General features: G+C 42.5%; 16 protein-coding genes. 13 read left to right on the top strand and 3 right to left on the bottom strand.

All coding sequences use genetic code 11. The features are described from left to right. Nucleotides 1–234 precede the first annotated feature (234 nt). The gene (gene gnd, locus WA279_RS02035; protein ID WP_336154090.1) at nt 235–1,128 is read left to right on the top strand and encodes a phosphogluconate dehydrogenase (NAD(+)-dependent, decarboxylating); all 894 of its coding nucleotides are present in this window, start codon (nt 235–237) and stop codon (nt 1,126–1,128) included. An 18-nt stretch (nt 1,129–1,146) separates the two neighbouring features. On the opposite strand, the gene WA279_RS02040 is transcribed toward gnd, so the two are convergent. Continuing rightward, complete coding sequence (locus tag WA279_RS02040; protein ID WP_336154092.1) at nt 1,147–1,773, bottom strand: TVP38/TMEM64 family protein; 627 nt, start codon at nt 1,771–1,773, stop codon at nt 1,147–1,149. A 186-nt stretch (nt 1,774–1,959) separates the two neighbouring features. Here WA279_RS02040 and cwlH point away from each other — a divergent pair, with 186 nt between their 5' ends. Next, a complete protein-coding gene (cwlH, locus tag WA279_RS02045) occupies nt 1,960–2,712 on the top strand; it encodes an N-acetylmuramoyl-L-alanine amidase CwlH (protein WP_047182904.1) in 753 nt (250 codons plus the stop codon). Between the two features lie 251 nt (nt 2,713–2,963). Beyond that, a complete protein-coding gene (locus tag WA279_RS02050) occupies nt 2,964–3,695 on the top strand; it encodes an SGNH/GDSL hydrolase family protein (RefSeq protein ID WP_047182903.1) in 732 nt (243 codons plus the stop codon). A gap of 305 nt (nt 3,696–4,000) precedes the next feature. Here the strand turns inward: WA279_RS02050 and WA279_RS02055 are convergent, their stop codons facing one another. Then, nucleotides 4,001–4,141: a sporulation histidine kinase inhibitor Sda gene (locus WA279_RS02055; protein ID WP_003226124.1), complete on the bottom strand. Its 141-nt coding sequence runs from the start codon at nt 4,139–4,141 to the stop codon at nt 4,001–4,003. Nucleotides 4,142–4,502: 361 nt separating this feature from the next. Between WA279_RS02055 and WA279_RS02060 the strand changes: the two genes are divergently transcribed. Genes WA279_RS02060 through WA279_RS02095 form a run of 8 tightly spaced genes read left to right on the top strand, consistent with a single transcriptional unit; the run spans nt 4,503 to nt 9,514 of the window. Further along, a complete protein-coding gene (locus WA279_RS02060) occupies nt 4,503–5,021 on the top strand; it encodes a YqeG family HAD IIIA-type phosphatase (RefSeq protein ID WP_003226126.1) in 519 nt (172 codons plus the stop codon). A 3-nt stretch (nt 5,022–5,024) separates the two neighbouring features. Next, nucleotides 5,025–6,125, top strand: a complete 1,101-nt coding sequence (yqeH, locus tag WA279_RS02065) for a ribosome biogenesis GTPase YqeH (protein ID WP_047182902.1) — start codon at nt 5,025–5,027, stop codon at nt 6,123–6,125. A gap of 17 nt (nt 6,126–6,142) precedes the next feature. Further along, nucleotides 6,143–6,985 (top strand): shikimate dehydrogenase, encoded by an 843-nt coding sequence (aroE, locus tag WA279_RS02070; protein ID WP_041850031.1) that lies wholly within the window; start codon nt 6,143–6,145, stop codon nt 6,983–6,985. Beyond that, the gene (yhbY, locus tag WA279_RS02075; protein WP_003226133.1) at nt 6,979–7,269 is read left to right on the top strand and encodes a ribosome assembly RNA-binding protein YhbY; all 291 of its coding nucleotides are present in this window, start codon (nt 6,979–6,981) and stop codon (nt 7,267–7,269) included. Before aroE ends, yhbY begins: the two co-directional genes overlap by 7 nt. An 11-nt stretch (nt 7,270–7,280) precedes the next feature. Next, nucleotides 7,281–7,850, top strand: coding sequence for a nicotinate-nucleotide adenylyltransferase (locus tag WA279_RS02080; protein ID WP_014477393.1), 570 nt, complete (start codon nt 7,281–7,283; stop codon nt 7,848–7,850). Then, complete coding sequence (gene yqeK, locus WA279_RS02085; protein ID WP_014480316.1) at nt 7,840–8,400, top strand: bis(5'-nucleosyl)-tetraphosphatase (symmetrical) YqeK; 561 nt, start codon at nt 7,840–7,842, stop codon at nt 8,398–8,400. Before WA279_RS02080 ends, yqeK begins: the two co-directional genes overlap by 11 nt. 17 nt (nt 8,401–8,417) lie before the next feature. Continuing rightward, nucleotides 8,418–8,774: a ribosome silencing factor gene (gene rsfS / locus WA279_RS02090; protein ID WP_014480315.1), complete on the top strand. Its 357-nt coding sequence runs from the start codon at nt 8,418–8,420 to the stop codon at nt 8,772–8,774. After that, nucleotides 8,771–9,514 (top strand): class I SAM-dependent DNA methyltransferase, encoded by a 744-nt coding sequence (locus tag WA279_RS02095; RefSeq protein WP_336154094.1) that lies wholly within the window; start codon nt 8,771–8,773, stop codon nt 9,512–9,514. The genes rsfS and WA279_RS02095 overlap by 4 nt, the downstream gene beginning before the upstream one ends. Nucleotides 9,515–9,579: 65 nt before the next feature. Here WA279_RS02095 and comER read toward each other — a convergent pair whose 3' ends face one another. Further along, entirely contained in the window at nt 9,580–10,401 is an 822-nt protein-coding gene (gene comER / locus WA279_RS02100) for a late competence protein ComER (RefSeq protein ID WP_336154095.1), read from the bottom strand. A gap of 83 nt (nt 10,402–10,484) precedes the next feature. Between comER and comEA the strand changes: the two genes are divergently transcribed. Further along, nucleotides 10,485–11,102, top strand: coding sequence for a competence protein ComEA (gene comEA, locus WA279_RS02105; RefSeq protein WP_336154096.1), 618 nt, complete (start codon nt 10,485–10,487; stop codon nt 11,100–11,102). A 66-nt stretch (nt 11,103–11,168) separates the two neighbouring features. Then, nucleotides 11,169–11,738, top strand: coding sequence for a ComE operon protein 2 (locus tag WA279_RS02110; RefSeq protein ID WP_003229978.1), 570 nt, complete (start codon nt 11,169–11,171; stop codon nt 11,736–11,738). The last annotated feature ends 1 nt before the right edge of the window (nt 11,739 follow it).

Here is an 11,739-nt window from a genome sequence, read left to right on the forward strand (position 1 = left end):
AAAAAAATCGAATACCTTCCCATATTTTAACTTAAACTGATGGTAAATCAAGGATAAAGCGATAATTATGGATATAAAGAGATTCAGTAATAGAACTGGCAGGCGCCGTCGGTCATGAAAAATAAAATTTACATGCGCAGACGATGTAAGCCCCATTTGTTTTCTGCGTATCACAATACAATCCAAAGGGAACATAAAGAGTAAAGGCTTTTTAGACAATCAGGAGGAACAGATATGAAAATCGGATTAATCGGCTTAGGGAAAATGGGCATAAACATAGGAAAGCAATTCATTGACCGCAATCATCAAGCGGTTGGATATGATGTAAATCAAGCGGCTGTTGATGAACTGAAAGCATACGGGGCTGAGGGGACAACGAATCTTAAAGAGTTAATTTCTTTATTAGACCCGCCGCGTATCCTATGGGTTATGGTACCGCATGGCATTGTCGATGCTGTTTTGCGTGATGTATCACCTTTATTAAGTAAAGGCGATATGATTATCGAAGCTGGAAACTCTCATTATAAAGAATCAATTCGCCGCTACAATCAAATGAAAGAAGCGGGTATCCATTATCTCGATGCCGGAACGTCGGGCGGAATGGAAGGCGCACGGCATGGAACCTGTTTTATGGTGGGGGGCGATCATGAAGCATGGGAGATTGTGGAACCGCTTTTTCGTGATACTGCCGTCGAAAATGGTTATCTATACGCTGGTGAAGCGGGAAGCGGACATTTTTTAAAAATGATCCATAATGGAATTGAGTATGGAATGATGGCCGCGATTGGTGAAGGATTTGAAGTGCTTGAAAACAGCCAATTTGATTTTGACTATGAGAAGGTTGCCAGAGTGTGGAATCATGGTTCTGTCATTCGTTCTTGGCTTATGGGACTGACTGAGCGAGCTTTCTCTAAGGATGCGAAACTGGATCAGATCAAGGGCATTATGCATTCCTCAGGTGAAGGAAAATGGACGGTGGAAACCGCGCTTGATCTGCAGACGGCAACGCCCGTCATCGCCATGTCACTAATGATGAGATACCGTTCTTTAACAGACGATACGTTTACAGGAAAGGTGGTTGCTGCGCTTCGAAATGAATTTGGAGGCCATGCGACAGAAAAAAAGTAAGGGGGCCAACAAGCCTCCTTATTTTTTTGGCACCTTCAGAAGATGAGGGAACTTTTTATAAATGACCAGCATGATGATCAGAATATATGCACCGTAAATGCTGATAGACAATAATTTATTGCTGGTGAAATTGGCACCTGCAATAGTGACAACAACAATATTGGGGATTTTCCCTATTAAAGACGCAAAGAAAAAAACATGCCAGCGAACCTGGCTCAGCCCGCAGATCACATTCATTATAAGGGAAGGTATGACAGGTATCAGCCTTCCTAATAAAACAGCGGTAAAAGCGTTTTTGTTGAAGGAAGCCTCGTAGCTTTGTATGGCAGGGTAGGCCTGAACTTTTTTTCTGGCCCAATCTCTAAAACTGTACCTGGCGAGAAAAAACAGCAATATTGTACCAAGCATTGAGCCGGTCAGTGTAATCCAAATTCCATTTGCAGTCCCGAACACTGCGCCATTTAAAGCAGCAACCAAAGCAAACGGCACTATTGGGAAAAAAACATCGACAGCAATCAGCAGCATACTAAATAAAACGGAAAACATCCCTCCTGCTTTGATTGCATCAAGCCAAGCTTCTTTCTGAAAAAAACCGACTGCAATGATAGCGATAATCACAAGTATACCTATTACTTTTTTTAACATGTCTATGGTCACTCCCAACTTAGGTGATGTCAGGAGCCAAAACCTCCGTCATCTAAATTAGTATAACTGGTGCCATTTCAGCGGTTCAACTGAAAACCAGGTTAAGAACACAATTCTTTTTTACCTCATAAAAAAGGCTGTCCATCTCTCTGTTTTCTGCATTCTTAATAATAGGGAGGGATAGAAATGGTAACCATAAAAAAGGATTTTATACCGGTATCAAATGATAATCGTCCTGGCTATGCGATGACGCCTGCTTATATTACGGTGCATAATACAGCGAATACAGCAAAAGGCGCTGATGCGAAAATGCACGCCAATTTTGTGAAAAACCCGAGCACATCCGAAAGCTGGCATTTTACAGTTGACGATTCAGTCATTTATCAGCATCTCCCGATAGATGAAAACGGCTGGCATGCGGGAGACGGTACAAACGGGACAGGAAACCGCAAATCGATCGGGATTGAAATCTGCGAAAATGCTGACGGCGATTTTGAAAAAGCAACATCAAATGCCCAGTGGCTGATCAGAAAGCTGATGAAGGAAAACAATATTCCGTTAAATCGTGTTGTTCCCCACAAAAAATGGTCCGGGAAAGAATGTCCGCGGAAACTCTTGGACCACTGGAACTCTTTTATAAACGGAATTTCTTCCTCGGATACACCTCAAAAAGAAACTTCACCATCATATCCTCTGCCGTCTGGGGTTATAAAGCTCACTTCGCCTTATCGAAAGGGCACAAACATTCTCCAGCTGCAAAAGGCTTTAGCTGCACTTCACTTTTACCCTGATAAGGGAGCCAAAAACAATGGCATAGATGGAGTTTACGGACCGAAAACAGCGAATGCCGTCAAGCGTTTTCAGCTGATGAACGGATTAACTGCAGACGGGATTTATGGGCCAAAAACAAAGGCCAGGCTTAAATCGAAGTTAAAGTAAATGCAGGATTTAACGGATAACCTGTTTCCGGTGCGGATTCAGGTTATTTTCTTTTCTTTGGTTTGTGTGTTTTTCAGATTGGAAAGAAGGGAATTTTAAAAAATCATCAGCTGCGCCGCAATGAAAGCAGAATGATATTCACTGAGAGGGACACGTTAACTATAGGAAAAAACAGTGATAGCGAAAAACTCTTCATTGAACGAAGAGAAACAGAGGTATAACATTAAGGTGAGGCTTTTGGGGGTGTAAAGATGAAACATTTTATCATCCTTTTCCTTCTGCTGTTCGTTACAGCAGGATGCGAGGGAAGGGGATACGAAGACGTTGTAGCATTTGGTGACAGCAATACGCGTGGCTCTAACTGGGATTATCGCGATTATCCAAAAGCACAGCAGTGGGTCAATATATTAAAAACAGCTGAGCGCGGTAACCTTGATATACTCAATGCGGGAATCGGCGGACAGACGACAGAGGATGCCCGTCTCCGATTTCAGACAGATGTGCTGGATCAAAAACCGAAGTATTTGTTTATTATGTTCGGCACCAATGACGCTGCCATACTGACTGAGGGGAAACCGAGAGTGTCGAAGCAGCGTTTTAGAGAAAATCTAATTTATTTTATTGAAGAAAGCAGAAAACACGGGATCAAGCCAATCTTAATGACGTGTATCCCAATTATAGAAGGTAATGGGAAGCATCATCTGTTTTACTATTCCAGATATCAAGCAGCTGCTTTTGAACCAAAAGGCGGAGCAAGGAAATGGCACAACTCATATAACGATATTACAAGAGATGTGTCGAAGCGCCTGGATGTCCCTCTTGTAGATAACTGGAAGCATTTTATAGAAGCAGACGGCGGAAAAGCAACTGATGAAGCGCTTATCCAATCTGGTCTTATAGATCCTTCTGGAAATCATATGACACCTAAAGGGGCAAGGATTGTATATGAAGGAATACAAGATGGGCAGATTCTGCAGCGTTGAGCCGGACAACCGCCTAGTCCGATTTATTTCTCCTACATAGGCTGTTATCAAACCTTATTAAGGAGGCGCTTCACATGTATGGCGCAGGCAGAGCATATGGATACGCTTTTATTGTTGTTTTAGTTGTTGTTCTCCTGGTTGTGGGCGGCATATACTGGTTAGCATAATAACCGGCCCTTTAAAACACCTCTTTTTAGGGGTGTTTTTTGCTGAAAATAGTAGTAAAGCGCACAGCCAAAGTGATATAATATCAGTCATCTGAGTAAAAAAAGGAAATACGCCCGGAAAAAATAGACAAATTCCTATTAAGAAGATACGGAAATAATATGTCCGAGCGATCTTCTTTTTATTTCGTTTTCAATTAACTCGATAAAGTCACGGTTTAAATTCATTTCGGTGGCTTTGAAATAAGATTCTATTAGTAATTCATCAGACAGTTTTCTCATGCTAGGAACCCAATTAATGGGAGAGGCACCTCCTTAAAAGTTGGAATCATTCATGATTTTAACGCATACAATGATAAGTTGCGTTCATCTGAGGTTGAAGTTATCTTTAATCTACCATGAAATGCATATAAGAACAATCGTTCTGTTATCCACACCAAAAAGTGGATAACTTGTGAGTATCGTGTTTATAATTTGTCTAAAGAGTGATGTAATAAGAGTGGATAGTGTGTGTAAATTTATCCACACCTGGTGAAGAAACCCAATTTTTGTCGAAATTTTTTTGCTCAGTTTTTCTTTAGGCGCAAGTTCGATTTTTTTCGACAATCATTTTGAGAGAAAGAAAAAGGGAAGGGTGCGGGTTTTGTTAAAAAAGTTTTTTTTACCTGACGAGTTTGTAAAAAATATTTTTCATATTACACCTGAGAAATTAAAGGAACGAAATGTAAAAGGAATTATTACTGACCTGGATAATACGCTTGTTGAATGGGACAGACCGAACGCGACGCCGCGATTGATCGAGTGGTTTGAAGAAATGAAGGAACACGGCATTAAAGTGACAATTGTCTCTAATAATAATGAAAGAAGAGTGAAACTTTTCTCAGAACCGCTTGGAATCCCATTCATCTATAAAGCAAGAAAACCGATGGGTAAAGCCTTTAATAGAGCGGTGCGCAATATGGAGCTAAAAAAAGAGGACTGCGTTGTCATCGGAGACCAACTGCTGACCGATGTACTCGGGGGAAACCGAAACGGCTACCATACGATTTTGGTCGTGCCAGTCGCTTCCTCTGACGGATTCATTACGCGCTTTAACCGCCAGGTCGAACGCAGAATACTGAGTGCTCTCAAACGAAAAGGGCACATTCAGTGGGAGGAGTAAGAAATGGAAAAGGTTGTTTGTATCGGGTGCGGAGTTACGATCCAAACCGAGGACAAAACAGGTTTGGGGTACGCGCCGCCTGCATCGCTTACGAAAGAAAATGTGATTTGCCAGCGTTGCTTCAGACTGAAAAACTATAATGAAATACAAGATGTCTCCTTAACTGATGATGATTTTTTAAACATTCTTCACGGTATTGGAGAAACGGACTCTCTTGTCGTAAAAATTGTTGATATTTTTGATTTTAACGGCAGCTGGATTAATGGGCTGCAGCGCTTGGTGGGGGGAAACCCTATCTTATTAGTTGGCAATAAAGCGGATATTTTGCCTAAGTCACTGAAAAGAGAGCGTCTGATCCAATGGATGAAGCGTGAAGCGAAAGAGCTTGGCTTAAAACCGGTTGACGTATTTTTGGTCAGTGCGGGACGCGGCCAGGGAATCAGAGAAGTAATTGACGCGATTGAGCATTACCGCAACGGAAAAGACGTCTATGTTGTCGGATGTACAAATGTAGGAAAGTCAACCTTTATTAACCGGATTATTAAAGAAGTGTCAGGTGAAGAAGATATTATTACAACATCCCAATTTCCTGGCACAACCCTTGATGCGATTGAAATCCCGCTGGATGACGGTTCATCGCTTTATGATACACCGGGAATTATCAACAACCATCAAATGGCGCATTATGTCAATAAAAAGGATCTGAAAATATTATCTCCTAAAAAGGAGCTGAAGCCTCGCACATTCCAGCTTAATGATCAGCAAACACTGTATTTTGGCGGACTTGCAAGGTTTGATTATGTGTCTGGGGAAAGATCTCCTTTTATTTGCTATATGCCGAATGAGCTGATGATTCATAGAACAAAACTTGAAAATGCAGACGCGCTTTATGAAAAGCATGCAGGGGAATTGCTCACACCTCCGGGTAAAGATGAAATGAATGAGTTTCCGGAATTGGTCGCCCATACGTTTACGATAAAAGACAAAAAGACAGATATTGTTTTCTCTGGGTTAGGCTGGGTTACTGTCCATGACGCCGATAAAAAGGTAACTGCATACGCGCCAAAAGGCGTTCATGTATTTGTTCGGCGTTCATTAATTTAAGAAAAGGGGAGAGGAGTATGAAAAAGCTGTACGGGGTTATCGGAAATCCGATTGGCCATTCTATGTCACCTGATATTCATAACGCATCATTGAAAGACCTCGGGCTTGACGGACATTATCATGCCTTCAAGGTAGAAGAGAATGATCTGGAGGATGCGGTAAAAGGAATAAGAGCTCTAGGCGTACAAGGAATTAATGTGACTGTTCCGCACAAGGTTTCCATTATGGATTATCTGGATCATATTGATGAGAGTGCAAAAGTGATCGGTGCCGTAAACACGGTCAGAAGAGAGGGAGATAAGCTTGTCGGATACAATACCGATGGGGAAGGCTTCGTGAAGTCATTAATGAAGGTATTAGACAAGCCTATCTCTGAACTGTCATTCTTAATGATCGGCGCTGGCGGAGCGGCGAGAGCCATTTTTACAACAATTGTCCGAAATACCCCGAAAAAATTTGACATTTGCAACCGGACGTTAGAAAAAGCAAAGCGGCTTACAGAAGCTACTCCCTCGTTTCACAATAAAGAAGTATTAAGCATAAAAGAAGCAGAAGAACGTCTTGAGCAGTATGATGTTATCATCCATACAACGTCTGTGGGCATGTATCCGAACGTGGACGATGTGCCGCTTTCATTACAGCGTGCCGCGAGCAGTGCCGTCGTATGTGATATCGTGTATAATCCAATACAGACGGCCCTTTTAAAGGAAGCAAGCCAAAAAGGCTTGAAAACACTCGACGGTGTGGGCATGTTTGTTGAACAGGCAGCATTGTCTTTCCAATTGTGGACTGGACAAGAGCCTGATATTGAAAAAATGAGATCTATTGTAATAGGAAAATTAGGAGGAACAGAATGTTAACAGGTAAACAAAAACGTTTTTTGCGTTCAAAAGCGCATCATTTAACGCCGATTTTTCAAGTAGGTAAAGGCGGAGTAAACGACAACATGATTAAACAAATTGCTGAGGCGCTTGAAGCGAGAGAGCTGATTAAAGTCAGCGTGCTTCAGAATTGCGAAGAGGATAAAAACGATGTAGCGGAAGCTCTTGTAAAAGGAAGCCGCTCTCAATTGGTGCAGACAATCGGCAATACGATTGTGTTATATAAGGAATCAAAGGAAAATAAACAAATCGAGCTTCCTTAAAGGTGGTTGAAATGAAGAAAATCGGAATTTTCGGAGGCACGTTTGACCCTCCGCATAATGGTCACCTCTTAATGGCGAATGAGGTGCTGTACCAGGCGGGGCTTGATGAAATTTGGTTTATGCCTAATCAAATTCCGCCGCATAAACAGGACGAAGACTATACCGACAGCTTTCATCGCGTGGAAATGCTAAAGCTTGCAATTCAATCTAATCCGTCCTTTAAGCTGGAGCTTGTTGAAATGGAAAGAGAAGGGCCGTCATATACCTTTGATACCGTTTCTTTACTGAAGCAGCGTTATCCAAATGATCAGCTGTTCTTTATTATCGGTGCTGATATGATTGAATATTTGCCGAAATGGTATAAGCTGGACGAGCTGCTGAACCTCATTCAATTTATTGGAGTAAAGCGCCCCGGTTTTCATGTTGAAACCCCTTATCCGCTTCTCTTTGCAGACGTTCCGGAATTTGAGGTATCATCAACTATGATAAGGGAACGGTTTAAAAGCAAGAAGCCCACTGACTACTTAATCCCTGATAAAGTGAAGAAGTATGTAGAGGAGAATGGTTTATATGAATCGTGAGGAGGCACTTGCATGCGTGAAGCAGCAATTGACCGAACACCGATATATCCATACGGTTGGCGTGATGAACACGGCGATCGAACTTGCGGAGCGTTTTGGAGCCGATTCTAAAAAAGCGGAAACAGCGGCAATCTTTCATGATTACGCCAAATTCCGCCCGAAAGAAGAAATGAAACAAATTATTGCGCGAGAAAAAATGCCTGCGCATTTATTGGATCATAATCCGGAGCTCTGGCACGCTCCGGTCGGCGCTTATTTGGTCCAAAGAGAGGCAGGGGTTCAAGATGAAGACATTCTTGACGCCATTAGGTATCATACCTCAGGGCGCCCCGGCATGACACTTTTAGAAAAAGTCATTTACGTTGCCGATTACATTGAGCCAAACCGGGCATTTCCCGGTGTCGATGAGGTGCGTAAGCTTGCTGAGACAGATTTGAATCAAGCGCTGATTCAGTCCATTAAAAATACAATGGTTTTTCTTATGAAAAAAAATCAACCGGTTTTTCCAGACACATTTTTAACGTATAACTGGCTTGTGTCTGGCAGCTGAACAGGAGGAATTTGTGAATGAACCAAAAGTCCATTTTAAAGATCGCAGCTGCGGCTTGCGATGATAAACGGGCAGAGGATATTTTAGCACTGGATATGGAAGGTATTTCTCTGGTTGCTGATTATTTTCTGATCTGCCACGGAAATTCAGATAAACAGGTACAGGCGATTGCCCGTGAAATCAAGGATCAGGCTGATGAAAACGGCATTCAAGTCAAAAAGATGGAAGGCTTTGATGAAGCAAGATGGGTTCTCGTTGATCTAGGCGATGTGATTGTCCATGTCTTTCATAAGGACGAAAGAAGCTACTACAACCTTGAAAAGCTGTGGGGAGACGCTCCGCTCGCAGATCTTGACCTTGGAATGAATCAATGATTTATCAAGGCTTTGCAAGCGTGTATGACGAGTTAATGTCACACGCGCCTTACGATCAATGGACAAAATGGATTGAAGCATCTCTCCCGGAAAAAGGCCGTATCCTCGATCTGGCATGCGGCACGGGGGAAATCTCCATCCGGCTTGCCGAAAAAGGCTTCGAGGTTACAGGCATCGATCTCAGCGAAGAGATGCTTTCTTTCGCCCAGCAAAAGGTATCGAGTAGCCAGCCTATTTTATTTCTTCAGCAGGATATGAGAGAGATTACCGGCTTTGACGGTCAGTTTGACGCTGTTGTGATATGCTGTGACTCATTAAATTATTTAAAAACAAAAAATGATGTGATCGAAACCTTTAAAAGTGTATTTCGGGTATTAAAGCCTGAAGGCATTTTGCTGTTTGATGTTCATTCATCTTATAAAATTGCGGAAGTCTTTCCGGATAGCACATTTGCTGACCAGGACGAAGATATCAGCTATATTTGGCAGAGCTTTGCTGGAAGTGAAGAGCTTTCTGTCATTCATGATATGTCGTTTTTTGTGTGGAACGGAGAAGCATATGACCGCTTTGATGAGACACACGAGCAAAGAACGTTCCCAGTGGATGAATACGAAGAAATGCTGAAGAACTGCGGCTTTCAGCTCCATCACGTGACAGCTGATTTTACGGATTCCGAGCCATCAGCACAATCAGAACGCCTATTTTTCAAGGCGCAGAAACCAAAAACCATCGTTTCCTAAAACGATGGTTTTTTAAAATGCTTTTTTATGCTTTTGCAGTACAGACAAAAGTATGACATACTCGTCTACACATGAAACTGCTTTTTCACTGCGGAAATATCCTCCTCGTACTTCATATGAGTATTTTGAAATACCCGGTGAAACATATCCTGCACACCGCTTTCCAGCGCTTTAATGCCTTCTCCTGTTACACCGCCTTTAACGCAAACCTTTTCCTGTAATGCAGGCAAGGTATACAATTCGGTTTCTAACAGTTTTCCCATTCCGACAAGCATTTCCTTACACATCAAAATCGCGTCCTGTTTAGATACTGATGTTTCCGTGACAGCTGCATCTATAAACCGCTGAATCAGATAGCTCATAAAAGCGGGGCCGCAGCTTACGATGTCTGATGCAACCCTTGTGATGTCACTTTCAATTTGCAGCGGATGAGAGATATGCTGCATCAGCTTATTGATTTTCGTTTTTGCAGATTCGCCGCAGCTTGTGCCGAACGTGACGAGAGAAACACCTGCCAGCGCTCTGTTCGTAATACTTGGGATCACTCGCGCCACTTGACACGGCACATATTGTTCGAACTGTTCGGTTTGAACGGGGCTTGTAATTGAAATGAGAATATGATCTTTTCTTAAATAAGGTAGCGCTCTTGCCAGTAAAGGATATATATCAAGCGGCTTAACACAAATAAAAATCATCTCATTTTCAGAAACGAGCTTTTCGAGACTTTCGGTAACGTTTATGCTGTTGTAGCGTTTTTTTATGTGCAACGCTTTTTCAATTGTGCGGTTTGTGATTGTTATGTTTGAGGGATCGGCCGCTTTTGATTCAATAAATGATTCGATAAGGATCGTACCCATATTTCCTGTGCCGATAAAGCCTATCTTCAATGGTTTCCCCTCCTTTGAGCTATTATCCTCTAAACCATATGTGTTATGAAAATAAAATATGACGAAAGCGGGGAACATGCACGATGAATTGGTTGAATCAGCATAAGAAAGCAATTATTTTAGCGGCTTCTGCGGCTGTTTTCACAGCGATTATGATCGTTCTGGCCACAGGGAAAAATAAAGAGCCGGTGAAGCAAGCTGTACCAACAGAGACAGAAAATACAGTGGTAAAGCAGGAAGCAAACAACGACGAGTCAAGCGAAACAATTGTGATAGACATCAAAGGTGCTGTTCAGCATCCTGGCGTTTATGAAATGCGAACAGGGGACAGAGTATCTCAGGCAATTGAGAAAGCGGGCGGGACCAGTGAACAAGCAGACGAAGCGCAAGTAAATTTGGCGGAGATTCTGCAGGACGGGACAGTGGTGTACATCCCGAAAAAGGGAGAGGAAACAGCAGTGCAGCAAGGTGGCGGAGGGTCTGTCCAAAGCGATGGAGGGAAGGGAGCGCTGGTGAATATCAATACAGCAACCTTAGAGGAGTTACAAGGCATCTCAGGGGTGGGGCCATCCAAAGCTGAAGCTATTATTGCATACCGGGAAGAAAAAGGGCGTTTCCAAACAATTGAAGATATCACTAAGGTTTCAGGAATAGGTGAAAAGTCATTTGAGAAAATAAAGTCTTCCATTACAGTAAAGTGATTTGACGGTCATGCATTATGATAGGTAAACTATAGGTCAGGCAACACAACATTTGGAGGGAACAACGTGGAACGAATTTCATGGAATCAATACTTTATGGCTCAAAGCCATTTATTGGCGCTGCGCAGCACATGTCCGAGATTATCTGTCGGCGCTACTATAGTCAGAGACAAACGCATGATAGCAGGAGGCTACAACGGGTCAATCGCGGGCGGCGTACATTGTGCAGATGAAGGATGCTTAATGATAGATGATCATTGCGCAAGAACCATTCACGCTGAAATGAATGCGATTCTTCAATGCTCTAAGTTTGGGGTGCCGACTGATGGAGCTGAGATTTATGTGACGCATTATCCGTGCATTCAATGCTGCAAATCTATTATTCAAGCTGGTATCAAAACAGTTTATTATGCTGAGGATTACAAAACACATCCGTATGCGCAGGAATTATTTGAACAGGCGGGTGTAACTGTTGAACAGGTTGAACTCGATGAAATGATCGTTGATCTGAAAAACAGAGAAAAGCTTTCATTTGTAGCGGGTCTTATAGGGAAATTGGCCGATGCCGGTTTAGCGGAGGAAGAATTGAAAAAGATACATGAACAGGCGAATACACTTTTCACGAGCTACGTGTGAT

Source organism: Bacillus sp. 204(2023), from assembly GCF_037027505.1.
Classification (GTDB): domain Bacteria; phylum Bacillota; class Bacilli; order Bacillales; family Bacillaceae; genus Bacillus; species Bacillus subtilis.

Coding starts and splice junctions, on each gene's coding strand:
- WA279_RS02040 (WP_336154092.1), bottom strand. CDS start 1,773: ATGTTAAAAAAAGTAATAGGTATACTTGTGATTATCGCTATCATTGCA.
- rsfS (WP_014480315.1), top strand. CDS start 8,418: ATGAACCAAAAGTCCATTTTAAAGATCGCAGCTGCGGCTTGCGATGAT.
- comEA (WP_336154096.1), top strand. CDS start 10,485: ATGAATTGGTTGAATCAGCATAAGAAAGCAATTATTTTAGCGGCTTCT.
- yqeK (WP_014480316.1), top strand. CDS start 7,840: ATGAATCGTGAGGAGGCACTTGCATGCGTGAAGCAGCAATTGACCGAA.
- WA279_RS02080 (WP_014477393.1), top strand. CDS start 7,281: ATGAAGAAAATCGGAATTTTCGGAGGCACGTTTGACCCTCCGCATAAT.
- yhbY (WP_003226133.1), top strand. CDS start 6,979: ATGTTAACAGGTAAACAAAAACGTTTTTTGCGTTCAAAAGCGCATCAT.
- aroE (WP_041850031.1), top strand. CDS start 6,143: ATGAAAAAGCTGTACGGGGTTATCGGAAATCCGATTGGCCATTCTATG.
- cwlH (WP_047182904.1), top strand. CDS start 1,960: ATGGTAACCATAAAAAAGGATTTTATACCGGTATCAAATGATAATCGT.
- gnd (WP_336154090.1), top strand. CDS start 235: ATGAAAATCGGATTAATCGGCTTAGGGAAAATGGGCATAAACATAGGA.
- WA279_RS02050 (WP_047182903.1), top strand. CDS start 2,964: ATGAAACATTTTATCATCCTTTTCCTTCTGCTGTTCGTTACAGCAGGA.
- WA279_RS02095 (WP_336154094.1), top strand. CDS start 8,771: ATGATTTATCAAGGCTTTGCAAGCGTGTATGACGAGTTAATGTCACAC.
- yqeH (WP_047182902.1), top strand. CDS start 5,025: ATGGAAAAGGTTGTTTGTATCGGGTGCGGAGTTACGATCCAAACCGAG.
- WA279_RS02055 (WP_003226124.1), bottom strand. CDS start 4,141: ATGAGAAAACTGTCTGATGAATTACTAATAGAATCTTATTTCAAAGCC.